General features: G+C 43.5%; 28 protein-coding genes. 1 reads left to right on the top strand and 27 read right to left on the bottom strand.

The genetic code is table 11. The features are described 5' to 3' along the window. Window positions 1-23: 23 nt before the first annotated feature. The 24 genes from atpB to M028_RS0103405 all read right to left on the bottom strand — a co-directional run bounded on the left by atpB (window position 24) and on the right by M028_RS0103405 (window position 22,254). Window positions 24-737 carry a F0F1 ATP synthase subunit A gene (gene atpB, locus M028_RS0103530; RefSeq protein WP_026572679.1) on the bottom strand — a complete coding sequence of 238 codons (714 nt, stop codon included), beginning with the start codon at window positions 735-737 and terminating at the stop codon, window positions 24-26. 23 nt (window positions 738-760) lie between these two features. Next, on the bottom strand, window positions 761-1,135 hold the full coding sequence (locus M028_RS0103525; RefSeq protein WP_026572678.1) for an ATP synthase subunit I: 375 nt from the start codon (window positions 1,133-1,135) through the stop codon (window positions 761-763). Between the two features lie 2 nt (window positions 1,136-1,137). Continuing rightward, window positions 1,138-1,362 (bottom strand): AtpZ/AtpI family protein, encoded by a 225-nt coding sequence (locus tag M028_RS0103520; RefSeq protein ID WP_026572677.1) that lies wholly within the window; start codon window positions 1,360-1,362, stop codon window positions 1,138-1,140. A 331-nt stretch (window positions 1,363-1,693) separates the two neighbouring features. After that, window positions 1,694-3,895, bottom strand: coding sequence for a S8 family serine peptidase (locus tag M028_RS0103515; RefSeq protein WP_026572676.1), 2,202 nt, complete (start codon window positions 3,893-3,895; stop codon window positions 1,694-1,696). 253 nt (window positions 3,896-4,148) lie between these two features. Continuing rightward, window positions 4,149-4,778 carry a uracil phosphoribosyltransferase gene (gene upp, locus M028_RS0103505; RefSeq protein ID WP_026572675.1) on the bottom strand — a complete coding sequence of 210 codons (630 nt, stop codon included), beginning with the start codon at window positions 4,776-4,778 and terminating at the stop codon, window positions 4,149-4,151. Between the two features lie 120 nt (window positions 4,779-4,898). Further along, window positions 4,899-6,140, bottom strand: a complete 1,242-nt coding sequence (gene glyA, locus M028_RS0103500) for a serine hydroxymethyltransferase (protein ID WP_026572674.1) — start codon at window positions 6,138-6,140, stop codon at window positions 4,899-4,901. A 129-nt stretch (window positions 6,141-6,269) separates the two neighbouring features. Then, entirely contained in the window at window positions 6,270-6,836 is a 567-nt protein-coding gene (locus M028_RS0103495; RefSeq protein ID WP_026572673.1) for a TIGR01440 family protein, read from the bottom strand. 25 nt (window positions 6,837-6,861) lie between these two features. Beyond that, a complete protein-coding gene (gene rpiB, locus M028_RS0103490) occupies window positions 6,862-7,308 on the bottom strand; it encodes a ribose 5-phosphate isomerase B (RefSeq protein WP_026572672.1) in 447 nt (148 codons plus the stop codon). A 111-nt stretch (window positions 7,309-7,419) separates the two neighbouring features. Next, on the bottom strand, window positions 7,420-7,866 hold the full coding sequence (locus tag M028_RS0103485; RefSeq protein ID WP_026572671.1) for a low molecular weight protein arginine phosphatase: 447 nt from the start codon (window positions 7,864-7,866) through the stop codon (window positions 7,420-7,422). Window positions 7,867-7,915: 49 nt separating this feature from the next. Then, complete coding sequence (locus M028_RS0103480; RefSeq protein ID WP_026572670.1) at window positions 7,916-8,473, bottom strand: manganese efflux pump MntP; 558 nt, start codon at window positions 8,471-8,473, stop codon at window positions 7,916-7,918. Window positions 8,474-8,892: 419 nt separating this feature from the next. Continuing rightward, window positions 8,893-9,948, bottom strand: a complete 1,056-nt coding sequence (locus M028_RS0103470; RefSeq protein ID WP_026572669.1) for an L-threonylcarbamoyladenylate synthase — start codon at window positions 9,946-9,948, stop codon at window positions 8,893-8,895. A 185-nt stretch (window positions 9,949-10,133) separates the two neighbouring features. Further along, the gene (locus tag M028_RS0103465) at window positions 10,134-10,580 is read right to left on the bottom strand and encodes a GNAT family N-acetyltransferase (protein WP_026572668.1); all 447 of its coding nucleotides are present in this window, start codon (window positions 10,578-10,580) and stop codon (window positions 10,134-10,136) included. Between the two features lie 119 nt (window positions 10,581-10,699). Next, window positions 10,700-11,734: a stage II sporulation protein R gene (spoIIR, locus tag M028_RS29335; RefSeq protein WP_035423701.1), complete on the bottom strand. Its 1,035-nt coding sequence runs from the start codon at window positions 11,732-11,734 to the stop codon at window positions 10,700-10,702. 94 nt (window positions 11,735-11,828) lie between these two features. Continuing rightward, entirely contained in the window at window positions 11,829-12,683 is an 855-nt protein-coding gene (gene prmC, locus M028_RS0103455; RefSeq protein WP_026572667.1) for a peptide chain release factor N(5)-glutamine methyltransferase, read from the bottom strand. After that, window positions 12,676-13,749 carry a peptide chain release factor 1 gene (gene prfA / locus M028_RS0103450; RefSeq protein WP_026572666.1) on the bottom strand — a complete coding sequence of 358 codons (1,074 nt, stop codon included), beginning with the start codon at window positions 13,747-13,749 and terminating at the stop codon, window positions 12,676-12,678. The genes prmC and prfA overlap by 8 nt, the downstream gene beginning before the upstream one ends. 483 nt (window positions 13,750-14,232) lie before the next feature. Beyond that, a complete protein-coding gene (locus M028_RS29330; RefSeq protein ID WP_035423700.1) occupies window positions 14,233-14,682 on the bottom strand; it encodes a hypothetical protein in 450 nt (149 codons plus the stop codon). 118 nt (window positions 14,683-14,800) lie between these two features. Continuing rightward, complete coding sequence (locus M028_RS0103440) at window positions 14,801-15,415, bottom strand: thymidine kinase (RefSeq protein WP_026572665.1); 615 nt, start codon at window positions 15,413-15,415, stop codon at window positions 14,801-14,803. 104 nt (window positions 15,416-15,519) lie between these two features. Further along, a complete protein-coding gene (gene rpmE, locus M028_RS0103435) occupies window positions 15,520-15,732 on the bottom strand; it encodes a 50S ribosomal protein L31 (protein WP_026572664.1) in 213 nt (70 codons plus the stop codon). A 150-nt stretch (window positions 15,733-15,882) separates the two neighbouring features. Continuing rightward, window positions 15,883-17,148 (bottom strand): transcription termination factor Rho, encoded by a 1,266-nt coding sequence (rho, locus tag M028_RS0103430; RefSeq protein WP_026572663.1) that lies wholly within the window; start codon window positions 17,146-17,148, stop codon window positions 15,883-15,885. Window positions 17,149-17,441: 293 nt separating this feature from the next. After that, window positions 17,442-18,404, bottom strand: a complete 963-nt coding sequence (gene glpX / locus M028_RS0103425) for a class II fructose-bisphosphatase (protein WP_026572662.1) — start codon at window positions 18,402-18,404, stop codon at window positions 17,442-17,444. A gap of 100 nt (window positions 18,405-18,504) precedes the next feature. Further along, window positions 18,505-19,791 carry a UDP-N-acetylglucosamine 1-carboxyvinyltransferase gene (locus M028_RS0103420; protein ID WP_026572661.1) on the bottom strand — a complete coding sequence of 429 codons (1,287 nt, stop codon included), beginning with the start codon at window positions 19,789-19,791 and terminating at the stop codon, window positions 18,505-18,507. Between the two features lie 204 nt (window positions 19,792-19,995). Then, a complete protein-coding gene (gene fsa, locus M028_RS0103415; RefSeq protein WP_026572660.1) occupies window positions 19,996-20,646 on the bottom strand; it encodes a fructose-6-phosphate aldolase in 651 nt (216 codons plus the stop codon). A 148-nt stretch (window positions 20,647-20,794) separates the two neighbouring features. Then, on the bottom strand, window positions 20,795-21,649 hold the full coding sequence (locus M028_RS0103410) for a class II fructose-bisphosphate aldolase (RefSeq protein WP_026572659.1): 855 nt from the start codon (window positions 21,647-21,649) through the stop codon (window positions 20,795-20,797). A gap of 233 nt (window positions 21,650-21,882) precedes the next feature. Beyond that, window positions 21,883-22,254, bottom strand: a complete 372-nt coding sequence (locus M028_RS0103405; protein WP_026572658.1) for a response regulator — start codon at window positions 22,252-22,254, stop codon at window positions 21,883-21,885. 162 nt (window positions 22,255-22,416) lie between these two features. On the opposite strand from M028_RS0103405, the gene M028_RS0103400 reads away from it, so the two are divergent. Then, window positions 22,417-22,938 carry a DUF2529 domain-containing protein gene (locus M028_RS0103400; protein ID WP_026572657.1) on the top strand — a complete coding sequence of 174 codons (522 nt, stop codon included), beginning with the start codon at window positions 22,417-22,419 and terminating at the stop codon, window positions 22,936-22,938. Window positions 22,939-23,024: 86 nt separating this feature from the next. Here M028_RS0103400 and M028_RS0103395 read toward each other — a convergent pair whose 3' ends face one another. The 3 genes from M028_RS0103395 to M028_RS29325 all read right to left on the bottom strand — a co-directional run bounded on the left by M028_RS0103395 (window position 23,025) and on the right by M028_RS29325 (window position 25,754). Then, entirely contained in the window at window positions 23,025-24,617 is a 1,593-nt protein-coding gene (locus M028_RS0103395) for a CTP synthase (protein WP_026572656.1), read from the bottom strand. Window positions 24,618-24,863: 246 nt separating this feature from the next. After that, window positions 24,864-25,436 carry a DNA-directed RNA polymerase subunit delta gene (gene rpoE, locus M028_RS0103390; protein WP_026572655.1) on the bottom strand — a complete coding sequence of 191 codons (573 nt, stop codon included), beginning with the start codon at window positions 25,434-25,436 and terminating at the stop codon, window positions 24,864-24,866. 108 nt (window positions 25,437-25,544) lie between these two features. Beyond that, the gene (locus tag M028_RS29325; protein ID WP_035423699.1) at window positions 25,545-25,754 is read right to left on the bottom strand and encodes a hypothetical protein; all 210 of its coding nucleotides are present in this window, start codon (window positions 25,752-25,754) and stop codon (window positions 25,545-25,547) included. Window positions 25,755-25,857 lie beyond the last annotated feature (103 nt).

Here is a 25,857-nt window from a genome sequence, read left to right as displayed (position 1 = left end):
ATAATTTAGTGTTTAAAAATATATTAATGGTCGTGACTCACTTTGTGAGACAAGTAAACCATTGTTAACATGGTAAAAATGTATGCCTGGATCGTTCCGACGAATACGGAGAAACCTTGCCAAACAAGGGTTAATGGTACGGCTGCTATCATACCAGCTACTCCGGTCCAAGCCAATCCTCCCGCTAAAAGCGAAAGAAGCAATTCACCTGCGTAAATGTTCCCATAAAGACGCAGACCAAGCGTTAATGTGTTCGCGAATTCTTCAATAATTTTCAATGGGAACAAGAATCCCATTGGGCTGAAGAATCCCTTTCCATATCCAGCTGCACCTTTCAGCTTTACACCATAATAATGGGAAAGCGCAACGACCATTACGGCCAGCGATAATGTGACAGCAGGATCGGCTGTTGGTGATTTCCACCAAAGCTTACCACCAACGGAGATAGAGAATGGAAGACCTAGCATATTAGATACAAAGATATACAAAATTAAGGTAAGTCCAAGGATGTGGAATCTTCCGCCTTCCTTCCAATCCATCGTACTGTTGATGATTCCTTTGACGAAGTCCATCACCCATTCAAAGAAGTTTTGCATGCCTGTCGGCTTCATCGCAAGCTTCCGGGTAGATAGAACCGCAATGATAAAAACAATGAGACTTGCTACAAGAATCATTAGATCATTCGCCAAGTTAAAGGTTAGTCCCCCAAATGTTACTAAAGGAGCTTCATGATGCATCTATGTTCACCTCACTTCCCTTATCATTTATGAAAATGCAATGCATGATAAAAATAATCTATCATAATGACAATATAGGATGTCATTAGTCCCATAACCACACTGACTACATGAAAGTAATTGGGCCATCTCATGGCAATAATCACTGCAATCGCGGCTGTCGCCATTCTTTGCAGCGAGCCGAGCGATTTCATTTTTTTACCCTTATCAAAGGCCTTGTCGAACTTCTCTGTTTTCTTGGTTAACATCCAGATGTTCAGAAAGCTAAAGCATGTCCCAAGAATTAATCCTAAAAATACAGTTTTGTAGGAGGTAAACCCCCATCCAAGCACGAATATAGATAACAAGTACAAATTCCATTTTCGCTGCCTAGTAAATATCTCTCTAAAATCCGGCATAATCATTTATCTCCCGAGAAAAAATGGCGAATCGAAACAAGCATGGCATAGGTTCCCGATGCTAATCCGATTAACAATCCGATAATTAAGAAAATTGGCTCGGTACTCCACTGATGGTCCAACCATCTTCCTGCAAAAATACCAATGAGAATGGAACCGACTAACTGGGAGATAATTGCGGACATTAAAGCCATAGCTTGAAATGGATTGCGGTTGTTTTTACGCATCATTATCGCATCCTCACCATAAGAGAATGTGAACCGGGCTTAATGGCAAATCACCAAGGAAATTAACACTTTCTTGAATGTGAAAACCTTATCATTTACACCCTTTGTAAGCATACAATAGGCAATATGTAAAGTCAATGAGTTTCCACGAAATATTCACTTGCAATTTTCAGCTTTTCGAGATATATTAGGATACCAATAATTATCAGAAAATTTAATATATACCTATACTCTTCCCTTTAGAAGTTTTTTTGAAAAAACTTACCTAGGAGGACACACAGTTAGTTAATACGGCTAAGTTTTAAAAAGGTTTCACTTTCTTTTTAAAACTTTACTGCTGCCTTTTTTCAATTTTTAACATCGTTTCAATGAAGTTCTCTTTACCGGCCTTTTTCGCAAATACTTTTGCAAGGTATACCCCGTCCTCCGGAAGATTCTCATTTTCAATTTTCTTTTGAATCAATCCTTTTTTGACATTTTCAATGGAATCTAAAAAGCCGACAAAGCGATAATCACCGGGATCGAATAAGGCAATGCCGAACTCCTCGGCTCCCCCCGGAAGGTAAACCTCATATAGGTACTGCCCCGGAGCATCCCCTTCCCCAAAGGAAAATCCCATTACTCTTGGGTAATTTGGTTCTTCGAGTACATAGATATATGGAATATGGATGGAGGTAGATCCCGCCTGAAGCTTGATGTAACCATCATGGATTTTCTTTTTAAAGCTTTGCGGGTCTACCCTCAGTTCTATCGCAACCTCTTTTGTTTCCTTTGGTGCCAAGGTAAACGAAAATGGTATTTTCCATGATAACCCGTCTGTTCGCTCCGGAATGTCAAAGGAGTATCTTTTTGTCGCATTGCTTGTGTTTTCAACATGCAAAAAGGTTTTATGAACATCCCTCTGTTCTGTAAATTTACCAAAGTGAATCGAGCTCGGTGTTACAAGCGATTCCGCCTTTACTGCCTCGGGGACTTGAATCCTCCCTGCTCCCTGCTCGTAGGTTCGATACGGAGTGTTTGCATTTTTAAACAATGGCTTGGCGGTATTCATCAAGGAAGCTTTTATTTGCTGCGGCGTCCAGTCCGGGTGGGCCTGTTTAATTAAGGCACAGGCGCCGGCGACATGCGGTGCTGCCATACTTGTGCCCTGTAAGGAAAGATAGCCGCCAGGAACGGTTGAGTTAATCGCAACCCCGGGTGCCACAATATCTGGTTTTACCTCCCATGTTCCGGTTACCGGCCCTCGAGAACTAAACTCTGCCATCCGGTCCTTTTCTTCGCTCTGGTCAATCCTTATTATGGTAGATTCTTTTTTCAAAAGCTGCTCACCGTCACGCTTCGAGATGGATCCAACCGGTAACGGCATCAGCGATTCTAAGTTCCCGATAAAATTTCCGCTCATATTATTGTAGATAAGCACGGCCTTGGCCCCTGCCTTCTGGGCGTTTTTTGCCTTCTCGGTAAAGGTTAAGCCGCCTCGCTTAATGAGAACAATTTTGCCCGTAACATTTTTCAAGTCTTCCTTTTTGCCAATCCCACCATCAACGATTGTATACGAGCGGTCCAACTCCCATTTTTCCGAACCTTCCATTGGATGAATTCGAATTTTTTCCCGCGTTCCTTCTATTAATAAGTACGGTATTTCCATGGTGGGTGTCGAGGCCCCGACAGAGATTGCTTTTGATGCCGTTCCGGGTGAACCGACTGTCCAAATATTCGGGCCGGCATTACCATTTGCCGCCACCGCGACAATTCCTTTGTCGACAGCGCGGTTGAGCGCGAGGCTAATCGGCAGATCCGGACCGTTGACATCATTTCCAAGGGAAAGATTCATGATATCGACCTTATCCTTAATGGCTTGATCGATCGCAGCAATAACTTGCTCCGTCGTTCCGCCCCCTCCTGGTCCGAGTGCCCGATAAGCAATAATCTTCGCCTCCGGTGCAACGCCGCGGATTTTCCCATTAGCAGCGATGATTCCCGCAACATGTGTACCGTGAATGGTCGCTTTGCCAATGGCACGGGTTTCCATCGGATCTTTGTCGTTATCAACAAGGTCGTGTCCGCCACCATAGTTGCGCCGAAGGTCGGGATGAGTGTAATCCACGCCGGTATCGATGACCGCGACAGTGATTCCTTTGCCCGTGAGGCGTTGATTTTTCGGTGAAAATAATCCGCGGACCTCTTCGCCTCCTATGATTTTTACGCTCTCCTCAGTCTGGGCCTGGTAACTGGTTACGGGAGACACGTTTAGAATTTTGACGTTTTCTGCTAGTTTTGTGATCGCCGCGCGGTTGCCCTCAATCGAAAATCCTGTGATTGCTTCCGTAAAAACACGGCGCAGTTTAATGTCTTTGTATGGTGTGAGGAACTGTTTGATCTGTTGTATGGTTTGTGGTTGTTTTGTGACGACGATGGCGACGGTTTGCTGATTTGGGATGGGTGGTGTGATCAGTTTCCGTGTTTGGGATTGGGTTGGTGTGGGTATGGTGATGGATGTGATGAGTATAATGGTTAGAATAAGTTTCTTCATTTTGCTGATTTCCCCTTTTTTCATAGGGTTTTCTTTGGGTGGTGGAAATATGCAGGGGGATTTTTTTGGGAGGTATTTGGGTGTGGTATGGTGGGGTGGAGTTTATTGGCCGGTTTTTGGCTTTTATTGGCCAGTTTGCTTGTTTTATTGGCCAGTTTAACTAATTTATCTTCCACTTCCACCAAAATGCCTTCCGCTATCAATTCCCCAATATAAAAAAGAGACCTTTTTCAAAAAAAGATCTCTCAAAAAATTATTTCGTTCCAAACAACCGGTCTCCGGCATCGCCTAGTCCTGGTACGATGTAGCCGTGGTCATTTAGCTTTTCATCTAACGCCGCAATATAGATATCAACATCCGGATGAGCCGTTTTCACCGCTTCGACTCCTTCTGGTGCCGCAATCAAGCACATAAACTTGATATGTTTCGCGCCGCGCTTCTTCAACGAGTTGATCGCTTCATTGGCTGAACCGCCAGTTGCCAGCATTGGATCAACAACGATGAAATCACGTTCTTCCACATCACTTGGAAGTTTTGCATAGTATTCAACTGGCTTAAGTGTTTCCGGATCACGGTAAAGACCGATATGGCCTACCTTCGCTGCCGGAATTAATTTCAAAATCCCATCAACCATTCCAATCCCTGCACGCAGAATCGGAACAAGACCGATTTTCTTCCCGGAAAGAACCTTTGATTGGGCCGGGCAAACCGGCGTTTCAATCGTAATATCTTCAAGCGGCATATCCCTCGTGATCTCAAAAGCCATAAGTGTCGCCACTTCGTCTACCAATTCCCTGAACTCTTTCGTTCCTGTGTTTTTATCACGTATGTATGTAAGCTTATGCTGAATGAGTGGGTGGTCGAAGACGTAAACCTTTGCCACAAAAATCGCCCCTTTTATAAAAAATTTAACATCAAACACTTCGTCTAATTTTACAGAAAAACATCCGAGAGGGCAAATAAAAATCGACCTTTTTTATAAAAAGGCCGATTCCCAAAAATCTTAATATTCAGGATATAAAACAAACTTGCTCGTTAACGCTTCAACGCGCTTGCTAGCTTCTTCAAGCTTTGCTTTGTCTTCATGGTTTTTCAAAGTAAACGCAATAATCGATGCAATTTCATCCATATCCTCTAAACCGAAGCCGCGGCTTGTAACAGCTGCAGTACCAATGCGGACACCGCTTGTTACAAATGGGCTGTTTTGATCGTAAGGAATAGTATTCTTGTTAACAGTAATCCCCACTTCATCAAGGACATGCTCAGCCACTTTACCAGTTAAACCAAGAGTCGTTACATCCACTAATAATAAGTGGTTGTCCGTTCCGCCGGAAACGAGCTTTAAGCCTTCTTTTTGCAGACCTTCAGCAAGACGTTTTGCGTTTGCAATAATGTTTCCTGCATAATCTTTAAAGCTTTCCTGTAATGCTTCACCAAAAGCAACCGCTTTTGCAGCAATGACATGCATTAATGGACCGCCTTGAATTCCAGGGAAAATCGACTTATCAATCTTTTTCGCAAACTCTTCACGGCAAAGAATCATCCCGCCACGTGGGCCTCTTAAGGTTTTATGCGTAGTAGTCGTAACAAAATCTGCATATGGAACAGGATTTTGATGAAGACCTGCCGCAACAAGACCTGCAATATGAGCCATATCAACCATTAAATAGGCGCCCACTTCATCAGCGATTTCACGGAATTTTTTAAAGTCAATTTCGCGAGGATACGCGCTGGCACCCGCAACAATTAGCTTTGGCTTATGTTGGCGAGCTTTTTCTAAAACATCTTCGTAATTGATGCGGTGTGTTTCTTCATCTACACCGTACTCAACGAAATTATATTGAACACCACTGAAGTTTACCGGACTTCCGTGTGTTAAGTGACCGCCGTGTGAAAGGTTCATCCCTAGAACGGTATCGCCTTGCTCAAGAATTGTGAAGTAAACAGCCATATTTGCTTGCGCACCGGAGTGTGGCTGTACGTTCACATGCTCAGCACCGAAAATTGCTTTCGCACGGTCACGCGCTAAATCTTCCACGATATCCACATATTCGCAGCCGCCGTAATAGCGTTTTGCTGGATATCCTTCTGCATATTTATTGGTTAAAACAGACCCCTGTGCTTCCATAACCGCTTCGCTTACAAAGTTTTCTGACGCAATTAATTCAATCTTCGCGCGCTGACGTCCTAATTCCTGTTGAATTGCCTGAAATACTTGCTCGTCCTGCTGTGATAAGTGCTTCATAAAGATCCCCCTTATTTGTTGAAATCCGCTATCAGTTTAAAAATCAACCTCATTTTAACACAGTTTTTCGATTATCAAAAAAGAAAGAATATTTGAATTTTTGGAATTGCTTTCATGAAAAAAAGCTCACTAGCTACAGCTCAAATTCTCACTTTTTCGCTCGTACACTGCTCTTTCCCCGCCAATCAGTTTTGGCCGCGTCCTTGCAAGTGTTACGTGAGCATGACCCACCATTTTTTGCTTCACGCGAACCGGTACAGCGACATGTTTTAAATGCATGCCGATAAAGGTTTGTCCGATATCAATTCCCGCATCCGCCTTGATAAATTCCACGACGACTGCATCCGTCATTTTTTCAAAAGCGTACGTTGCCATCGCCCCGCCTGCTTTTCGTACGGGCACAACCGAAACTTCTTCCAATCTCCGTTCGTCCGCTGTTGCCCTTTCGATCACCAATGCACGGTTTAAATGCTCGCAGCATTGGAAGGCCAAACGAATTCCAGTTTGCTCCTGAAATTGTTTTAACTGGCGAAAGATCATTTCCGCAACCTCTAACGTACCGGATGTGCCGATTTTTTCGCCCATGACCTCGCTTGTACTGCAACCGACCACCAAGAGCTGACCCGGTTTTAAGTCGGCCTGGTCGTTAAACTCTGACAGTATCGCTTCTAATTCCTGTTCCCACTTCTTGATCATGATTTTCGCCCCTTATTTTGGGATATTAAAGATGCTTATTTTCAATTTCAGTAATTTTATTGACGCGATTGGCATGTCGGCCACCTTCAAACTCGCCTGTCAGCCAAATCTGCGCGATATCTCTCGCAAGCCCCGGGCCAATCACGCGTTCTCCCATTGTTAAAATATTGCTGTCATTATGGGCACGTGTTGCCTTTGCACTGAATGTATCATGAACAATTGCCGCACGAATTCCTTTTACTTTGTTTGCCGCAATACACATGCCAATGCCGGTGCCGCAAATCAAAATGCCGCGGTCAAACTCGCCGTTTGCTACTTTTTCCGCAACCGGCAGGGCATAGTCGGGATAATCGACGGATGTTTCGCAGTCACAGCCAAAGTCCTGATATTCGATGCCCAATTCGTCCAGTAAATGAGCGATTTCTTTGCGAATATTCACGCCGCCATGATCTGATGCCAATGCTACCTTCATAAAAATACCCCCAGATTTAAATTTACTCTGCCTTCATTTTGACATACCCGGAGAAAAAGATAAAGTTCCTGCTATCGTAAAAAAGCCCCCCATTTAGATGGAGAGCAGTTCTTACTTATTCTTCGTTATTTTTTCAATGACTCTATCAATTAATTGTTCAAGCTCCTGAAAGGTTTCACGGTAGATGGAGACATTTCCGCCATAGGGATCGCTCACATCTTGAAAGATGGTCTCGCCGGTGTATTCCTTCAGGGTAAAAAGTTTGGCCGCCGATTCCGGATAGTAATTCAAAATAGCTCCCTTATGAGATTCCGTCATCGTCAAAATCAGGTCCGCCCAACCTACTTCCTCTCCGGTCAGCAAACTGGATTGATGATTATGTACAATTTTATTTTCCTCCAACACCTGCTTGGCATGTGCTGAAGCCTCATTGCCGTCAACCGCAAAAACCCCTGCTGAGCGAACCTCAATGCCTTCGAGGTCTTTATTTTTCAAAATCGCTTCCGCCATTGGACTCCTACACGTATTTCCCGTACAAACAAATAAAATGCGCCGCATGTTATTTGCCCCCCTTTCTTTCTAATATTTTAACAAATTACTGCCATCTTCACCAAAAAAGTGGGAGCAATTTTATCCCAAAAGCTAGTAGGATGGTACCGCCAAGCGCCTCGCTATAGGAGCCAATCCAGCCTTGTACCTTTCTGCCGAGCAAGAGACCCGCCCATGTTTGCAATGTTGCTACAATCCCAAAGCATATAATAACCATAATGGTTTTGGCACCATATATTCCGAGAGTAAGGCCAAGGGAAAAACTATCGAGGCTCACACTGAGGGCAAAAACAATTAAACCAAACCCAACTGGGGTCATCACTTTTTCATCGCCTTTTCTGAAGCTGCCCCAGATCATCTGCACTCCTAAAATGATGAGCAGCAGACCGCCGATTAGGGACGCAAAGGTACCGAATTTTGCCGATAAAAATTTCCCGGCCAGGATTCCTACGAGCGGCATCCAGACATGAAAAAGTCCGATGGTCAGACCGATTTTAAAAATTTGCCGACGTCTGAGGTTGTACATCCCCATGCCGAGGCCAACTGAAAAGGCATCCATACCTAGTGCGAGTGCCATTATTACGAGTGTAAGGATTTCTCCAATCATTGCTGACATTCTTTCTCCGCCCCCTTGGACTTGCTATTTCAACATATGCACGTCCACTGCCGTTTAGAAGTCAGACCTGAGAAATTGGAGAATGAGATTTTATTGTCCACTCGGGCCAGTTTATTTGCCACTTTGACTGCTTTATTTGCCAATCTTGTTATTTTCACTTCAAAACAGGGCCTTGAACAATTTTTCCACCTGGAAATGAATTATCTCCCCCTAAAACTATAAATTTTAGTTACCCTTTTGAGCAGTTCTTTCAGTTATTTTCCACTTCACTCACTTTATTTGTCGCTTTCTCTATGTTTTTTCCCACTTTCTCCACTTTATTTTCCACTATACCCGATATATTTGCCGCCACTTTTCAAAGCAGCCGCCCCCAGCAACCAAAAAAAGCACCCAGTCCCCCCAGGTGCTCCCAAAAACAACTATTCCGAAATAACCTTATTCCCTGCAGCCTTCTCCAGCCGGTTCATGATCGCCAAACCAACTCCGCCCCTCGGGAATATTTCACTAAAAATCACATCGACCTTTTCCAAATTAAATCGCCGCAATGTATCATAAAGCTCCGTTGCAACCGTTTCAAGTTCAGCCCTTTGTCCACAAGCAATCACAACATCCGCCGAAAATTCACTCTTATTCTCCTCCGTCGTCAGAACGCCGACACACAAACCCTCACGCTGTTTTTCATCCACAAGCTTCTGAAGAAACGGCCGGCTCCCGTCGACTAAATAAAGCGGAGCATTCGGTGCGTAATGACGATATTTCATGCCAGGCGATTTCGGCTTCAATCCACCTTCGTTGGCACCACTCTCAAGCGCTGGATCCATCCGAACCTCCCCAATCACTTTCTCAAGCTGCTCCTTTGTCACACCGCCCGGCCGCAAAATAACCGGAACCGCCTCCGTGCAATCCACAACGGTCGACTCGACACCAACTCCGGTCGGACCCGCATCTAACACCCCGGCAATTTTCCCTTGCAAATCCTCAATCACATGCTCAGCATGTGTCGGACTTGGCTTTCCTGAACTATTCGCACTTGGTGCCGCAATCGGCAGACCGCATGCCTTAAGCAGCGAGAGCGCGACCGGATGGTCCGGCATCCTCACTCCAACTGAGTCAAGACCAGCAGTTGCTTTTTCCGAAAGCACGCCTTCCTTCTTTTTAAATATAATCGTCAATGGACCCGGCCAAAATGCCTCCATGAAGCGCTCCGCCGTTTCCGGAATTTCCGCCACAAATCGACACAACTGCTCCCGATCCGCAATATGAATAATTAACGGGTTATCCCCAGGTCTGCCCTTTGCCGCAAAAATCTTCGCGACCGCCACATCGCTCTCCGCATTCCCGCCAAGGCCGTAAACCGTTTCCGTCGGGAGCGCAACCACTTCATTTTCTCGTAAAAAATGTGCTGCATCCACAATATGTGGATTATTTTCTAAGATATCCACATAGTTATCCACTTTCCAAACTTTTGTGTTCATAGTTATCCACCTTTATATAAAAACAAAACTTCTATCGAAATTTGCCGAATCTAGGCACCTAGACTCATATTTTTCACATTATACGTTTGCAAGTATAAAAGAAGGTGTGGAAAAATACAAGTTTTATCCACAAATTGTGCATAACTTAGTGGAAATAGTGGATAACTTTGCCCGAATATCCACATCTACAATGAAAATTTCAGAAAAATCGAGTTATCCACATTTAAAATATGTCGAATGTGCTCAGACCCGTTCAATTCAGACGGTAATCTCATACGTTCAATCTCTTGAAAACCTAGCAAATTGAAAAATGGCAGGGCCGCCCGCTTATTCGTCGCCAAAAATAAGCTTTCCATCCCCTTCTCCTTCGCAAGCTTCATCATTTGTTCCACAAGAATAAAGATTTCTTTTTCCGCCTGCCCTGGGGTGACCACCAATGAGCGAAGCAAGCCAAAGCCATCAAACGCCTCTATTCCAAGCGTACCCTTTAATTGTCCGTCTGCATTTTCTAGCAGCAAAAAGTATTCAATCGTTTCGTCTGTTAGTCCGTCGGTCCCAAGGTTTGCCCTGATCAAGAAGTCTCTTAATTTCCCCAAATCCTGCTTAGTTGCCGTGCGAATCAATGCCTGCATCGTGTTCCACCCCAATTTTTTTAATTCTATTCTATGAATATGAGAAAATAGGAAAAGTAGAACAATGAACTCTATTATTTTTAAAGCAAAAAAAAGAACCCTTCCCATTGAAAGAGTTCTTAGTCAAAAAGCTTTTTCCACAATTCTACTACGAAAAATTTCACTTGAACCGGATCCTCGTCTTTAGAGGTATAAACAGGCGCTTGAGCCGTCTGTTCGGATTTGCTTACATCCACAGAATTATCCACAGTATTTTTATCAGTGGTTTCAGCCTTTTGCTCTACACCACTAGTAGCCGGTGAAGATTTCTCCTTAACATCACTAGTACCTGCAGTATGATTTTCTTCAGCATTATTAGTCGTTGTAACAGACTTTTCCTCAACCTCGCTAGTTCTTGTTACAGGATTTTGCTCACCCTTACTATCTGTTTCTACAGGCTTTTCCTCAACCTTACTAGTTGTTGTAACCGGGTTTTGCTCATCCTTACTATCAGGAACCACGGAACTTTGCTTAGTATCCACAGATTCCCGCTCCTCAGCCGCCACAGCCTTTTGCTCTTCTCCTTGGTCTTCCACTTTTTCACTAGCTTTCTCCGAATCCCTCTGAACTTCCGACTCCGATTTTACCTTTTCATCAAACCCATCGCTCACCGCAACTCCATTTGAAAAATCAAGAAAACATAATGGCGGATATAGCACACACCACCAGTTTGCCCCTTTTCCTTCACCAAGCGTGATTAAAATCGCTTGATACTCACCTGCAGGATATAAAAACTCGCCGTATAACTTCGTTGGAAACTGAACCTTCCCGAACTCCACGTGCACTGCTTGCTTCGAACCTTTATCCGCAACTGTTTTTTCCGCAATCGCCTGAATTTCCGGCAGCTTCGACTTAATCACCGATCTTGCTTTATCAATCGAAGTTAAATCCTTCACCCAAACGGTAATTTTCGCATTCACCGCATCCCTTACTTCACGCTTCAACTGCTGGTCAGCTGGCACGTCACTGTTTGCTAGAATCCTTAGCCGGATCGCTTCCCCTGGAATCACCACTGACTCCTTCGCAATCGCTTCATTTTTCGGTATATATAAACTTAATATCGTCCCAAACGATAAAATTAGAAGATACGCCCAAATCAATGTTTTACTATGCATTCTTAGCACCGTCCCTTCGATATCCTCATTGTGGACAGAAACTAAGAATCTTAAACTAGTAATTTTTAATATTTTTCAAAAAAGCTCCGGGGCCCTATTCCCCGAAGCCAATTTCCGCAAACACCATCCGGTCTTTACCGTTTATATCATTCACAATCTCCACTTTTACGTCTTTAAAGGCCTTTTGAAAAAGCTCCGCTACCGCTTCGCCCTGACCGGCCCCAATTTCAAAGCCAACGAGCGCGACCGGCGCTAGCACACGAGGCAGCTCCTCCATAAAGCGGCGGTAAAAATCCAAGCCATCCTCCCCGGCAAACAACGCCCGGTGCGGCTCATGCTCCGTTACCACTTCAGACATCGTGATGATATCACCAGTAGGTATATAAGGCGGATTGGAAATCACGACATCAAGCCCTTCCTGAAAAGGCTGAAGCAGATCGCCTAGATAAAATTCGACGTCCGCCCCAAGCAGCTGGGCATTTTCTTTTGCCACCTTAAGTGAAGCCTCGGCAATATCGGAGGCGGAAACATTTAATGTTGGATCCTCAAGCTTTAGCGTAATCGCAATTGCTCCGCTCCCAGTTCCGATATCGGCAAGTTTTTTCGTTTCTTTCGGAAGCCTTTTTACTCTTTTCAACGTTTCATAAACAAGCTCTTCCGTTTCCGGCCGTGGAATCAGCACTGCTTCATTAACGATAAACGTTCTGCCGTAAAATTCCTCTGAGCCGATAATATATTGAATCGGCGTGCCTTTGACATGTTCATATACTGCTTTTTCAAATCGGTCCCAAACAGTTGGGTCCAAATCCTCTCTGACATTCGCAAATAAATGGGCCCGCGACATTCCGGTGAAGTGGCGGAGGAGAAGCTCGCCGGCATTCTCGTCCCGGTTAGATCTTTTTAAAAAAGAAGAAGCCCATTGAAGAGCTTCGTAAATTTTTTTACTCATTTGCGGCATTTTCCAATCTTCTTGCTTGGTCATCCATGATTAAAGCATCAATAATTTCCTCAAGCTTGCCTTCAATGATTTGATCAAGTTTTTGAATCGTTAAACCGATACGGTGGTCGGTCACGCGATTCTGCGGATAGTTGTAAGTCCGAATCCGCTCTGAACGGTCACCGGTACCAACCGCAGATTTCCTCGCTTGGTCAAGCTCCGCCTGAGCTTCCTGCTGGAACTTGTCATATACACGTGCCCGTAAGATCTTCATGGCTTTATCCTTGTTCTTATGCTGGGATCTTTCGTCCTGGCTGGTTGCGACGATACCAGTCGGAATATGGGTTAAACGAACGGCTGACATGGTCGTGTTAACGCTCTGTCCGCCGGCACCGCTTGATGCGAAGGTATCAAAGCGAATATCCTTATCGTTAATCTCGATATCAAACTCTTCTGCCTCCGGCAGAGTGGCAACGGTTGCGGTAGAGGTATGGATACGGCCGCCTGATTCCGTTTCCGGAACACGCTGCACACGATGGGCACCATTTTCATATTTTAGTTTGGAATAGGCACCTGTCCCGGTAATCATAAAGATAATTTCTTTATAGCCGCCGAGGCCGGTTTCGTTGGCATCAATCACCTCTGTTTTCCAGCCCTGTGATTCAGCATAACGGCTGTACATACGGTATAATGTGCCGGCAAACAACGCTGCTTCATCACCGCCCGCAGCACCGCGGACTTCCATGATTACGTTTTTGTCATCGTTCGGATCTTTTGGAATGAGAAGAATTTTGAGCCGCTCTTCCAATTCTTCGATTTGCGCTTCAAGCTCATGAACTTCTTCTTTTACCATTTCGCGCATTTCAGCATCAAGCTTATCCTCAAGCATAGCTTTCGCATCTTGAAGCTGTTCCTTCGCTTCTTTATATTGACGATAAGTTTGTACGGTTTCTTGTATATCAGATTGTTCTTTTGAATAATCACGCAATTTTTTTGAATCATTAATAATTTCCGGATCGCTTAAAAGTTCATTCAACCTTTCGTAGCGATCTTCAACAGATTGAAGACGATCAAACACAGTTACTTCACCTCAAATTTTAGTCCATAACATTCTAATTATAGTATAGGTGAAATGCATGCGTCAAAACCAAATATTACGGGAAAAATTTTGATTAGGCCGGGTTTAGGATTTTGAGGGTTTGTTATTGGCGACACTTCATCCTGTCTTTCACCCATTTTTGTCGCCTATCCTGCTTATTGGCGACACTTTGCCCCGTCCTTCACCTCATTTTGTCGCCTATCCCGCTTATTGACGACACTTTGCCTCGTCCTTCACCCTATCTTGTCGCCTATCCCGCTTATTGGCGACATTTTGCCCCGTCCTTCACCCCATTTTGTCGCCTATCCCGCTTATTGGCCACACTTTGCCCTGTCCTTCACTCGATTTTGTCGCCTATCCCGTCCCGTTTATTGGCGACACCTTACCCCTGTCACCACAAATTTTTTGTGGCCAATCGCCACTGCCACCACATAAAAAAACATGCCCTAAAATCAGAGCATGTTATCTGCGGTCTTCCTGAACTCGAACCTCAATATTGTAGCGTGGCAAGGCCTGGACTAATTTCTTATGAAGGCGCGCTTCTGCATCCTCTCGCTGCTGATCATTCAGCATGCCACTTTTATAAACATTCACCCACATCCGGTCACCATTAATCCAAACCGAATCCGTTCTGAATTCATGCGTATCCCGAATAACCTTTTTCGCCTTCCTCACATCAATCCCAGTATCCTGTCCGCCCCCGGTACCACGGGTACTCGTACCCTCCAGGTTAAGAAAATTCGGATTCTGATTCTGAACATCCTGGCCAACAAGAGGTTTCTTATACTTATTGGACATCTCATTCGGGGCACTGCGATCCTTGCGCAAATCATAATCTGCAGCCTCATTTCCACACCCCGTCACCGCAAAGAGCATGGTAAGCAATAATGAAGGAACAATAAACTTTCTCAATGTTTACACCTCCATTACTATCATTCCCATGCCCTCACTAACTTCTCAAGAGAATTCTTTCCATTCGACAAAAATCGGGTGGTGCCTGGCACCACCCGATTTTTGTCGAAACGAATATCTACATTTTTGAAGCTGCTTCTTCCTGTTCACGATAGGCGTTTTTTGGGACTTCGTGGTGGTGACGGCAGCGTGGTTCGTAGGCTTCGGATGCACCGACCAGGATAATCGGGTCGTGGTAGGATGCAGGCCGGCCGTCAATTAGGCGCTGGGTTCGGCTTGATGGGGAACCGCAGACGGTGCAGACAGCTTGAAGTTTTGTGACGTGTTCAGCGATGGAGAGGAGGGCTGGTACTTGTCCAAAGGGTTCGCCGCGGAAATCCATGTCAAGGCCGGCGACTATCACACGGTGGCCGCTGTCGGCTAGCTGCTGAACAATGCGAACAATTCCTTCATCAAAAAATTGAACTTCGTCGATTGCGATAATATCGATGTCTGCCTCGATATGGTGCAGAATTTCAATGGAGTGGGAAATGGGCTTCGCAATAAAAGAAGAGCCATTATGGGAGACTACAGATTGCTCACTGTAGCGATTATCAATTTTTGGTTTAAACACAGCTATTTTTTGCTTGGCAAATTGAGCGCGTCTTACGCGACGGATCAATTCCTCTGATTTTCCAGAAAACATACTGCCACAGATAACCTCAACCCATCCGCTTTGTTTCATTACATACATAAAACGGCCTCTCCTTCCTAAAAGCAAAACCTAATAAAAATCTATATTTTTTCAATAAAAAACAGGCAAGTAAAATTTCTCTTGCCTGTTTTGGGCGTTCATAATTACTGTTGTTGTGACTTAAGGCCGTATTTTTTGTTGAAACGGTCAACACGTCCGCCAGCTTCAGCGAATTTTTGACGACCAGTGTAGAATGGATGACATTCAGAACAAGTTTCAACACGGATCTCATTTTTTACTGATCCAGTTTCAAACGTGTTACCGCATGCGCAAGTCACCTTAACTGTTTTATAATTTGGATGAATTCCTGTTTTCATTTTTTTCAGCTCCTTCCGCCCTGAATCTTTCGAAACAGAGTTATCATAAGTGCTTGTCTTAAACAGGCACTGAAATACTTAAAACACACTGTACCCATTATAACAACGAGTGTTTACTTTTGCAAGCAACGGTTTATGGAAAATAATTACCTACGAACGGCGGGACTTCATTTCCTCGCCCAGCTGTGCAAAGAACTCCTCGTTTGATTTTGTTTGTCTTAGTTTTTTCAAGAAGCGCTCGGCAAAATCTGGTGAATCAGACATCGATTTACGAATCGCCCATAATTTATCCAAATGATCTTTTGGAAGAATAAGCTCTTCTTTCCGTGTTCCGGAACGACGGATATCGAGTGCAGGGAAAATACGGCGCTCAGCAAGTGAACGGTCAAGGTGCAGCTCCATATTACCGGTACCTTTAAATTCCTCATAAATAACGTCATCCATACGTGATCCAGTATCTACCAATGCTGTAGCCAAAATCGTTAAACTTCCGCCCTCTTCAATATTACGAGCGGCACCGAAGAAACGCTTTGGACGGTGGAAGGCAGCCGGGTCAATACCTCCGGATAACGTTCTTCCACTTGGCGGAATCACCAAGTTGTAAGCACGAGCCAGACGAGTAATACTATCCATCAATATCACGACATCACGTTTGTGTTCAACTAGGCGCATCGCGCGGTCTAACACAAGCTCGGCCACTTTAATATGGTTTTCCGGCACCTCATCAAAGGTTGAGCTGACAACATCTCCAGCAACGGAACGTTCTATGTCGGTTACCTCTTCCGGACGTTCATCAATGAGCAAGACAATTAATTCTACATCTGGATGGTTTGTTGTGATACTGTTAGCGATTTCTTTTAACAGCATTGTTTTACCAGCCTTTGGCGGAGCGACAATCAAGCCCCTTTGGCCAAAGCCAACTGGTGCAACTAAATCCATGATTCTTGTTGAAAGGGATTTTGGGGTAGTTTCAAGCTTCATCTGTCTATTTGGATACAGAGGTGTTAACGCTGGAAAATAAACGCGTTCCTTCGCGGATTCCGGGTCTTCCCCATTTACAGCTTCTACATGTAATAACCCGTAATAACGTTCATTTTCTTTAGGAGGACGAACCTTACCTGATACTTTATCACCATTCCGAAGATCGAAGCGGCGGATTTGCGATGCAGAAATATAGATATCCTCGGAACTCGGCGAATAATTAATCGGCCGGAGGAATCCAAATCCTTCTGACTGGATAATTTCCAGAACGCCTTCCATGAAAAAATAACCCTGCTGTTCGGCACGAGCTTTTAGGATGGCAAAAATTAATTCTTTTTTCGTTAATTTGCTGTAATAGGTCACTTTATATTCGCGCGCAAGCTCATAAAGCTCCTTCAGCTTCATGTTTTCTAAACTTGATATTGTTAAGTCCATTTGTACACCACTCTATTTGATTTTTTCGTCCGCAGGTTATATTAATATTAATAAAATCGGCGGGGGATTGTTATGATTTTCTTCACACCAATTTGAGTTATATGTGATTGGAGGATGAGAAAGTAAATGAAGAAATGAATAGAATTGTAGAAAGTTTTGTGTCTAAAACAATTTCTATTGTACCCCCTTTGTGAAAAATTAATCAACTATTATTTAAAAATTGGAAAATTTTAGAGAGGAGGAGTTTTTAGAAAAGAGACTAGACCTTTGCGGGTCCAGCCTCCCTATCATTTTTATTTAATGACTAAATTCGGTTTCTTTTTCAAGCTGTGACGGCCGTCGATGAATCTGACTGTTCCTGATTTCGCCCGCATGACAACGGAATGAGTAGAACCATGAGATCCTTTAAATTGAACACCGCGCAATAATTCCCCGTCCGTTACACCGGTCGCAGCAAAAATCGCGTCATCGCCCTTCACAAGGTCCTCCATGCGAAGAACTTTGTTGACATCAAGCCCCATTTTAATACAGCGTTCGATTTCAGCGTCACTTTGCGGCACTAATTTTCCCATTAACTCGCCGCCAAGGCATTTTAGGGCAACAGCGGAGATTACCCCTTCAGGTGCACCGCCGGAACCAAATAGGATGTCCACGCCAGTATTATCGAAAGCTGTATTGATCGCTCCCGCAACATCACCGTCATTAATCAATTTGATTCTGGCACCAGCTTCACGAAGCTGTTGAATAATATGTTCGTGGCGAGGACGATTTAGAACCGTAGCAACCACGTCTTCAATATCTTTATTTTTCGCTTTGGCAACTGCCTTTAGGTTGTCCAAAACCGATGCATTAATATCGACAAGACCTACTGCTTCCGGTCCTACCGCAATTTTCTCCATGTACATATCCGGTGCATGAAGAAGGTTACCATGGTCAGCAACCGCAAGAACGGCAAGAGCGTTCCAACCGCCCGATGCTAAAATATTGGTTCCTTCAAGCGGATCAACTGCGATATCCACACGGGGTCCATAGCCATTTCCAAGTTTTTCACCGATATAAAGCATCGGTGCCTCGTCCATTTCGCCTTCCCCAATAACGACGGTTCCCTTCATTGGAACGGTGTCAAACACGTCACGCATCGCTGTTGTTGCAGCACCATCTGCTTCGTCTTTTTTTCCGCGGCCCATCCATCTAGCAGAAGCAAGTGCTGCTGCTTCTGTTACACGGACAAGTTCCATTGATAAACTTCTTTCCATCAGTTCCATCCCCCAATTCTCTCACCCGAGAGCTGCCTAAGTTGTGTACTAGTACTGTAAGTTTCTTGTTCCAATGGCCGAAAAATCTATATTTTAAAAATCACGTATTCTTAAGGTGTTCTAATTCTTCTTTCGTTAACGCTTCACGCCAAACTGTTGCGCCAAGGCCATTTAATTTTTCAACCAGTTCGCTGTAGCCGCGGTCGATATGTTCGAGCCCGGTTACCTCAGTAATCCCTTCCGCCATCAGACCGGCGATAAAAAGGGCTGCCCCTGCTCTCAAATCGCTTGCTTTCACCTTCGCCCCCTGAAGCTGGACAGGACCGTTGATGATCGCTGAACGACCCTCTACTTTAATATTGGCATTCATTCTTCTTAATTCATCAATATGTTTAAAACGGGCACCATAAATGGTATCCGTTACAACGCTCGAACCTGTGGCCCTTGTTAATAGCGTCGTAAACGGCTGCTGCAAATCGGTTGGAAATCCAGGATAGACGAGGGTTTTAATATCCACAGTCTTTAGATTAGAAGCACCCGAGACAAACACTTGATCATCACCGGATTCGATTTGAACACCCATTTCCCGAAGCTTGGCAATCAATGATTCTAAATGCTGCGGAATCACATTATCAATGAGAACCCCGTCGCCAGCAGCGGCAGCTAAAATCATATAAGTCCCCGCCTCAATCCGATCAGGAATAATCGTATGACGGCAGCCGTGAAGACTATCAACACCATCGATCCGAATCACATCGGTTCCGGCACCCTTAATTTTCGCACCCATATTGGTTAAAAGAGTTGCAACATCAATAATCTCCGGCTCTTTTGCCGCATTCTCAATGATGGTCCGCCCTTTTGCGCGAACGGCTGCAAGCATGATATTAATCGTTGCGCCGACACTGACGACATCAAGGTAAATCCGTGCCCCGCGGAGCTCGTCCGCCCGTAAATAAATGGCGCCTTGTTCATTCGTGATACTAGCACCTAATGCTTCAAACCCTTTGATATGCTGATCAATCGGGCGCGGGCCTAGATGGCAGCCTCCTGGAAGCCCAATAACTGCTTTTTTAAAGCGGCCAAGCATTGCCCCCATCAAATAATAGGATGCACGAAGCTTTTTAACCTTCCCGTTCGGCAGTGGCATCGAAATCATTTTTGATGGATCGATGGTCATTTCATCCTCAGACAGCTCAACCTTTCCGCCAATTTCTTCAAGCAAGTCTTTAAGAATGTCTACATCCGAAATATGTGGCAATCCTTCAATGGTTACTGGTGATTCCGCCAAAATCGTCGCTGGAATAAGGGCAACAGCGCTGTTTTTGGCTCCACTAATCCTTACGGTACCACGCAGTGGATAACCGCCCGCAATCTTTAGCTTTTCCATTTTCGACTCCCTTCTAAGCCTTTCTCACGTCCTACACATGGGTCGACATATTTTAATTTATGCCAATAACGGCTTTAGGTAATTTTTTCCAATTAAGATAAGCATATTTCGACAGCTTGTCTATCCTCTAGTTTACACGAAAATTCTATTTTCATGTATTAATATTAAAAAAAGTTATAGCAAATTACTGGAAATTTCTCCAAATTACGCGTTAGAACGAGCATTCCAATCCTTTAAGAAGGCTTCAATTCCTTTATCGGTTAATGGGTGGTGGAATAAGCCCATCAATACTTTATATGGAATTGTCGCAATATGTGCCCCTCTTAAAGCCGCTTCTGTTACATGAATTGGGTTGCGGATGGATGCCGCAATGATTTCGGTTTCAAGACCGTGCACAGCAAAGATTTCTGCAATCTGTGAAACTAGGTCTAGTCCTACTTGACCGATATCATCCAATCTTCCGAGGAATGGTGAAACATATGTAGCGCCTGCTCTAGCTGCTAGGAGTGCCTGATTAGCATTGAAAATCAATGTTACATTTGTTTTAATGCCTTCTTGTGAAAAAGCATGGACTGCTTTTAACCCATCAGGTGTCATTGGAACTTTAATTGTTACATTTGGAGCGATGGTTGCGAGTTCTTTCCCCTCACGAATCATCCCTTCTGCATCAAGGGCAATAACTTCTGCACTTACCGAACCGGGAACAAGGCTGGCAATTTCTCTAATTCGATCAGGAAATGAAATATTTCCTTCTTTTGCGACAAGTGTTGGGTTTGTCGTTACACCTGAAAGTAAACCAAGCTCATGTACTTCACGGATTTCATCTAGATTTGCTGTATCAATAAAAAATTTCACAACGTTTCCCTCCAATTTTTCGATGAATTTCGGCAAAATTTTCAGTTTTTGTCGAACACACTGAAACCGCCCTCTTTAGGAAGGGCGGTTTCGCTTTCATTGACAATCGTACACTATTTCAATAGCCTATTTCAAGGGTATACAAGAATTAAGCTTTTTGAGAGGAACCAAATTCACGCATTTTGCCAATAACGGTTTCTTTAATGGCATCGCGCGCAGGTCCTAAGTATTTACGTGGGTCATATTCATTTGGTTTTGCAGCTAATACTTCGCGAACAACTTTCGCAGAAGCAATTTGGTTTTCTGTATTTACATTAATTTTCGCTGTTCCAAGCGAAATCGATCTTTGAATATCTTTTGTTGGAATTCCAGTACCGCCATGAAGAACTAATGGCACACCTGTAAGGTTACCGATCTCTTCCATTTCTTTAAATCCAAGGTTTGGTTCCCCTTTGTAAGGACCATGAACAGAACCTAAAGCAGGAGCAAGGCAATCAATACCAGTACGTTTCACTAATTCCACACACTCATTTGCATCCGCATAAATAATGCTGCCGGAAACATCATCTTCCTGACCGCCAACTGTTCCAAGTTCAGCTTCAACTGAAACACCTTTTGAATGAGCATACTCAACCACTTTAGAAGTCGTTGCGATGTTTTCTTCAAATGGATCATGAGAAGCGTCAATCATGACAGAAGTAAAGCCTGCATCGATTGCTTCTTTACATTTGTCAAAGCTAGAACCGTGGTCAAGATGAATCGCAACTGGAACGGTAACATTGTAATCTTCCAATAGTCCTTCTACCATTTTTACAACAGTTTTGAACCCGCCGATATAACGTCCTGCACCCTCAGAAACACCAAGAATAACCGGTGATTTTTCTGATTCAGCAGCTTGAAGAATAGCTTGAGTAAATTCTAAGTTATTAATGTTAAATTGCCCAACAGCATAGCCTTCTGCTTTTGCTTTTTGGAGCATTTCGGTCATAGAAACTAAAGGCATTTTTCTTCCTCCTTAATTTAGGCTGGTATCTTTTCGCAATAGACTTCCATATAAAGGTTTTCCCTCTATTTTAAGGATTATGTATGTTTCGAAAAGATTTAACTACCAGAAAAAGTTCATATGTATCATATCAAAAAGAAGGAGGAATTGCCATCAATCTATCCCAATTTTTAAAACTGTCATAATGAAAGCGTAAACAATAGTAGTACAGTTTTTTCAGTATAATAATAGGCCTAATTCGCTTTTTGCGGCATGTGTTTCTTCACTGCAGCCCTGATGTCATCAATATCGAAGGGCTTCGCAAAATGAGTGATGGCCCCAAGATCCTTCGCTTCTTGAATCATGTCCAATTCACCATAAGCGGTCATGATGATGACACGAATTTCCGGGTCAATCACTTTCATTCTTTTTAAAATTTCAATTCCGTCCATACCAGGGATTTTCATATCTAAGAGAACGAGATCTGGGTCATGCTTTTTTACAATATCAAGGGCCTGGATGCCATTCGCTGCCTGATAAGTTTGGTACCCTTCCTTTTGGAATACCTCATTAAGTAAAATTCGAATTCCAAATTGATCGTCTACGATTAATATTTTCTCTTTCATAACTCCACCTCTTCCCGTTTGATGTGTTCCATTTAAATATTATATATTAGTTCAATTCCATATATAATTCTACTTTTATTTTGAAATTCCTGCTAATATCAATTGTTATTTTTGCATTTATGCAAAAAAGTCTATAATGAAAGTGCTAAAAGGAGGGTTTTTATGTTAAAAATGTTTACTACTCAATTAACGGGTTTGTTTAAAAAAATTGACGAAAAAGAAGAGTTTTCCTTTGAGGATGGGGCACGATTGCTGGCCCAGGCACCTGTTGGCGATGGAACCATCTATCTTGTCGGATTTCGCGAGTTGAAGGCGATAGAGTTCGAAGCCTTAGAGGGTGCGGAGCCGCTTAAGAGTGCCCAAGTGCTGGGTAATTTGACTTCGGTAACCGATGCGGACCGCGTGTTAATTTTTACAAGAACTTCAGCAGATGAGAAGGCTGTTACGCTTGCGAGAGCGCTCCAGGAAAAAGGAATTCCGTTTGTCGCTGTTTCAAGTGTCGGGGAGGAAGCGGGTCAGCTTGTAGAACTAGCGGATGTTCATATTGATTTGGGGTTGAAAAAGGCGCTGCTTCCCGATGAACTTGGTGGACGCTACGGATATCCGTCTTCAATGGCTGGTTTATTCGTCTATTTCGGTTTGAAATTTACGATTGATGAGATTTTAGGGGAATATGAGGAGTAGTTTTGTGGCGGCCTGGATAGCGGGTCGCTTTTTGTTCGTTTCGTCAAAAAAGACCACTCCCCACAACAAGGAATGGTCTAAAAAACTTATTTCAACGTCGCACAAATAAAATCACGGAATAGCGGTTGTGGACGATTTGGTCTTGAAATAAACTCAGGATGGAACTGGGATGCCACGAACCAAGGATGATCCTTCAGCTCGATAATCTCCACTAAACGGCCATCAGGGCTAGTACCGGAGAACACAAGACCTGCCTCCTCCATCTCCTGACGATATTGATTATTAAACTCATAACGATGACGGTGACGCTCATAAATCACGTTCTCTTCATATGCCGCAAAAGCTTTCGTATCCTCCGCTATACGTGCCGGGTACAGACCAAGACGCAATGTTCCGCCTAAATCCTCAACATCCTTCTGTTCAGGAAGTAAATCAATAATTGGATAATCAGTATCTGGAACAAACTCAGCGGAATGTGCACCCTTATGTCCAAGAACATTACGGGCAAATTCAACCGTTGCCAGCTGCATACCTAAACAAATGCCAAGGAACGGCTTCTTATTTTCACGTGCATAGCGGGTCGCTTCGATTTTCCCTTCAATACCGCGGTCACCAAAGCCGCCAGGAACAAGAACACCATCAACATCACTCAATAACTCAGCAACATTCTCAGCTGTCACATCTTCAGCATTAATCCACTTAATATCAATATCCGTGTCAAAAGCATAGCCAGCATGGCGCATCGCTTCGACAACGGAAATATACGCATCTTGAAGCTCTACATATTTTCCGACAAGACCAATTCGGGTCTTACTTGATAAATGAAGAACCTTATCTACCAAGGCATTCCACTCGGTCATATCTGGTTCCGGAGTCACTAATTTTAAGTGATCGCAGACAATTTGGTCCATGTTTTGCTCTTGAAGTGCGAGCGGTACAGAGTAAAGCGTATCCGCATCACGGCACTCAATGACTGCTTTTGAATCGATATCACAGAACAAGGCAATTTTGTCCTTCATATCCTGTGATACTGGCATTTCTGTACGAACGACAATAATATTTGGCTGAATTCCAAGGCTGCGCAGCTCTTTAACGCTATGTTGTGTTGGCTTGGTTTTCATTTCACCGGCAGCTTTGATATACGGAATCAATGTACAGTGAACATAAAGAACATTGTCACGACCGACATCATTTTTAATTTGACGAATGGCTTCAAGGAATGGCAGTGATTCAATGTCACCCACTGTTCCGCCAATTTCGGTAATAACCACATCCGCACTCGTTTCGTTGCCAGCACGGAATACACGGTCTTTAATTTCATTTGTAATATGCGGAATAACCTGAACCGTTCCGCCTAAATAATCGCCGCGGCGCTCTTTGCGAAGCACGCTGGAGTAAATTTTTCCGGTCGTTACGTTGCTATACTTGTTTAAGTTAATATCGATAAAACGCTCATAGTGGCCAAGATCCAAATCTGTTTCCGCACCGTCATCCGTTACGAACACTTCACCATGCTGATATGGACTCATGGTTCCCGGGTCGACGTTGATGTACGGATCAAATTTTTGAATCGTTACGTTCAATCCACGATTTTTTAATAAACGTCCTAAAGATGCTGCGGTAATCCCTTTTCCAAGCGAGGAAACTACGCCGCCTGTTACAAAAATATACTTTGTCATAAATGAATCCCCCTCATATTTACAGTTTGTGCATTATCCAGATAGTTTAAGGCATTTTTCAAAAAAAATTCGCCTTACCCTAAGGTGATTGGTTGACGGGGAAGTGAAACTTTTTTTACCCCTAAAAACAACAAAAAAGCGCTCCACTTACATAATGTAAGGGAGCGCATATCATCAAAAATTGAATCGTTCCTTTTTTAAGGAGCCCAAAAAAGATAATACAAGGGTGGCGATGAAAAGTCAAGACTATTTCGAGTCCTCATCCTCATCCACTAACTCATCCTCATCTTCGTCCAGGTCATCATCGAGTTCTTCATCTTCGAGTTCAAATTCCTCATCGTCCTCAATGACCTCTTCATCTTCATCGATCTCATCGACGTCATCAAGCTCATCAAAGACATCCTCATCTTCAAGGACTTCATCCTCATCATCGGTATAATCGTCAAGATCATCGTATTCCTCTTCATCGATCTCATCGTAATCGTCAAGTTCATCCTCGTCGACAACTTTCTTCGCCTTTTTCTTCTTCGGTTTCACAACTGTAACAACTTCTTCTTCCTGCGTATCAACTGGGTACCAAACACGAAGTCCCCAGCGGTTGTCCCCTAACGATAGAAAACGGCCGTCAATATTAATATCAGTGTAAAATTGTGCAAGCTTTGACCGTATTTCCTCTTCCGAAATACCGGCAGCAGCTGAAATTTCTTTTACCAAGTCATGAAATGAAATCGCCTGCTTGCTGTTTTTTAAAAATTCAAAAGCCATTTCTATAAGGGAAAGCTCTTTTAATTCCTCTTTTGAGTATTGTGCTAAACTCAATATTGGCACTTCCTTTCTCTATTTAACACTCTAATAGAGTGAATAACGGACAATCTCCAAAAAACCATATTCTTCATTATAAACAATTTCTTGGGGTTTATGCTAGTTCTATCTGTTGTTTCGCTTGATTTTTTGCCTTTTCTGCCTCTCCGGATTCATTTCCTTATTCAATCGCAGCTTTTTCGTCTCCTTGATCGAGACCACCAGAAAGAAAATCGCCAGCAGCAGAAACGAAACCGCCCCGAGCTGGAGCTCATAGAGATAATATAAGGGCCAGGCAAAAACAAGTAGAATTCCAATCATATACGTCATCTTCATTTGTTCCACCACCCGGAGCCTTATTATGTAACAACTATGATTATATAAGAAAATTTTTCATTTGGAAAAAAACTTTTTGACAGAAATAGACAATGGCCACTAA

The organism is Bacillus sp. UNC438CL73TsuS30, from assembly GCF_000482325.1.
Taxonomy (GTDB): Bacteria; Bacillota; Bacilli; order Bacillales; family Cytobacillaceae; genus Neobacillus.
This window is presented reverse-complemented; position numbering and strand designations above follow the sequence as displayed.

Excerpts from the sequence above, each read along its gene's own strand:
- atpB (WP_026572679.1), bottom strand. The coding sequence starts at position 737 with ATGCATCATGAAGCTCCTTTAGTAACATTTGGGGGACTAACCTTTAAC.
- M028_RS0103525 (WP_026572678.1), bottom strand. The coding sequence starts at position 1,135 with ATGCCGGATTTTAGAGAGATATTTACTAGGCAGCGAAAATGGAATTTG.
- M028_RS0103520 (WP_026572677.1), bottom strand. The coding sequence starts at position 1,362 with ATGCGTAAAAACAACCGCAATCCATTTCAAGCTATGGCTTTAATGTCC.
- M028_RS0103515 (WP_026572676.1), bottom strand. The coding sequence starts at position 3,895 with ATGAAGAAACTTATTCTAACCATTATACTCATCACATCCATCACCATA.
- glyA (WP_026572674.1), bottom strand. The coding sequence starts at position 6,140 with ATGAAGCACTTATCACAGCAGGACGAGCAAGTATTTCAGGCAATTCAA.
- M028_RS0103495 (WP_026572673.1), bottom strand. The coding sequence starts at position 6,836 with ATGATCAAGAAGTGGGAACAGGAATTAGAAGCGATACTGTCAGAGTTT.
- rpiB (WP_026572672.1), bottom strand. The coding sequence starts at position 7,308 with ATGAAGGTAGCATTGGCATCAGATCATGGCGGCGTGAATATTCGCAAA.
- M028_RS0103485 (WP_026572671.1), bottom strand. The coding sequence starts at position 7,866 with ATGCGGCGCATTTTATTTGTTTGTACGGGAAATACGTGTAGGAGTCCA.
- M028_RS0103480 (WP_026572670.1), bottom strand. The coding sequence starts at position 8,473 with ATGTCAGCAATGATTGGAGAAATCCTTACACTCGTAATAATGGCACTC.
- M028_RS0103470 (WP_026572669.1), bottom strand. The coding sequence starts at position 9,948 with ATGAACACAAAAGTTTGGAAAGTGGATAACTATGTGGATATCTTAGAA.
- M028_RS0103465 (WP_026572668.1), bottom strand. The coding sequence starts at position 10,580 with ATGCAGGCATTGATTCGCACGGCAACTAAGCAGGATTTGGGGAAATTA.
- spoIIR (WP_035423701.1), bottom strand. The coding sequence starts at position 11,734 with ATGCATAGTAAAACATTGATTTGGGCGTATCTTCTAATTTTATCGTTT.
- prmC (WP_026572667.1), bottom strand. The coding sequence starts at position 12,683 with ATGAGTAAAAAAATTTACGAAGCTCTTCAATGGGCTTCTTCTTTTTTA.
- M028_RS0103440 (WP_026572665.1), bottom strand. The coding sequence starts at position 15,415 with ATGTATGTAATGAAACAAAGCGGATGGGTTGAGGTTATCTGTGGCAGT.
- rpmE (WP_026572664.1), bottom strand. The coding sequence starts at position 15,732 with ATGAAAACAGGAATTCATCCAAATTATAAAACAGTTAAGGTGACTTGC.
- rho (WP_026572663.1), bottom strand. The coding sequence starts at position 17,148 with ATGGACTTAACAATATCAAGTTTAGAAAACATGAAGCTGAAGGAGCTT.
- glpX (WP_026572662.1), bottom strand. The coding sequence starts at position 18,404 with ATGGAAAGAAGTTTATCAATGGAACTTGTCCGTGTAACAGAAGCAGCA.
- M028_RS0103420 (WP_026572661.1), bottom strand. The coding sequence starts at position 19,791 with ATGGAAAAGCTAAAGATTGCGGGCGGTTATCCACTGCGTGGTACCGTA.
- M028_RS0103410 (WP_026572659.1), bottom strand. The coding sequence starts at position 21,649 with ATGCCTTTAGTTTCTATGACCGAAATGCTCCAAAAAGCAAAAGCAGAA.
- M028_RS0103405 (WP_026572658.1), bottom strand. The coding sequence starts at position 22,254 with ATGAAAGAGAAAATATTAATCGTAGACGATCAATTTGGAATTCGAATT.
- M028_RS0103400 (WP_026572657.1), top strand. The coding sequence starts at position 22,417 with ATGTTAAAAATGTTTACTACTCAATTAACGGGTTTGTTTAAAAAAATT.
- M028_RS0103395 (WP_026572656.1), bottom strand. The coding sequence starts at position 24,617 with ATGACAAAGTATATTTTTGTAACAGGCGGCGTAGTTTCCTCGCTTGGA.
- M028_RS29325 (WP_035423699.1), bottom strand. The coding sequence starts at position 25,754 with ATGAAGATGACGTATATGATTGGAATTCTACTTGTTTTTGCCTGGCCC.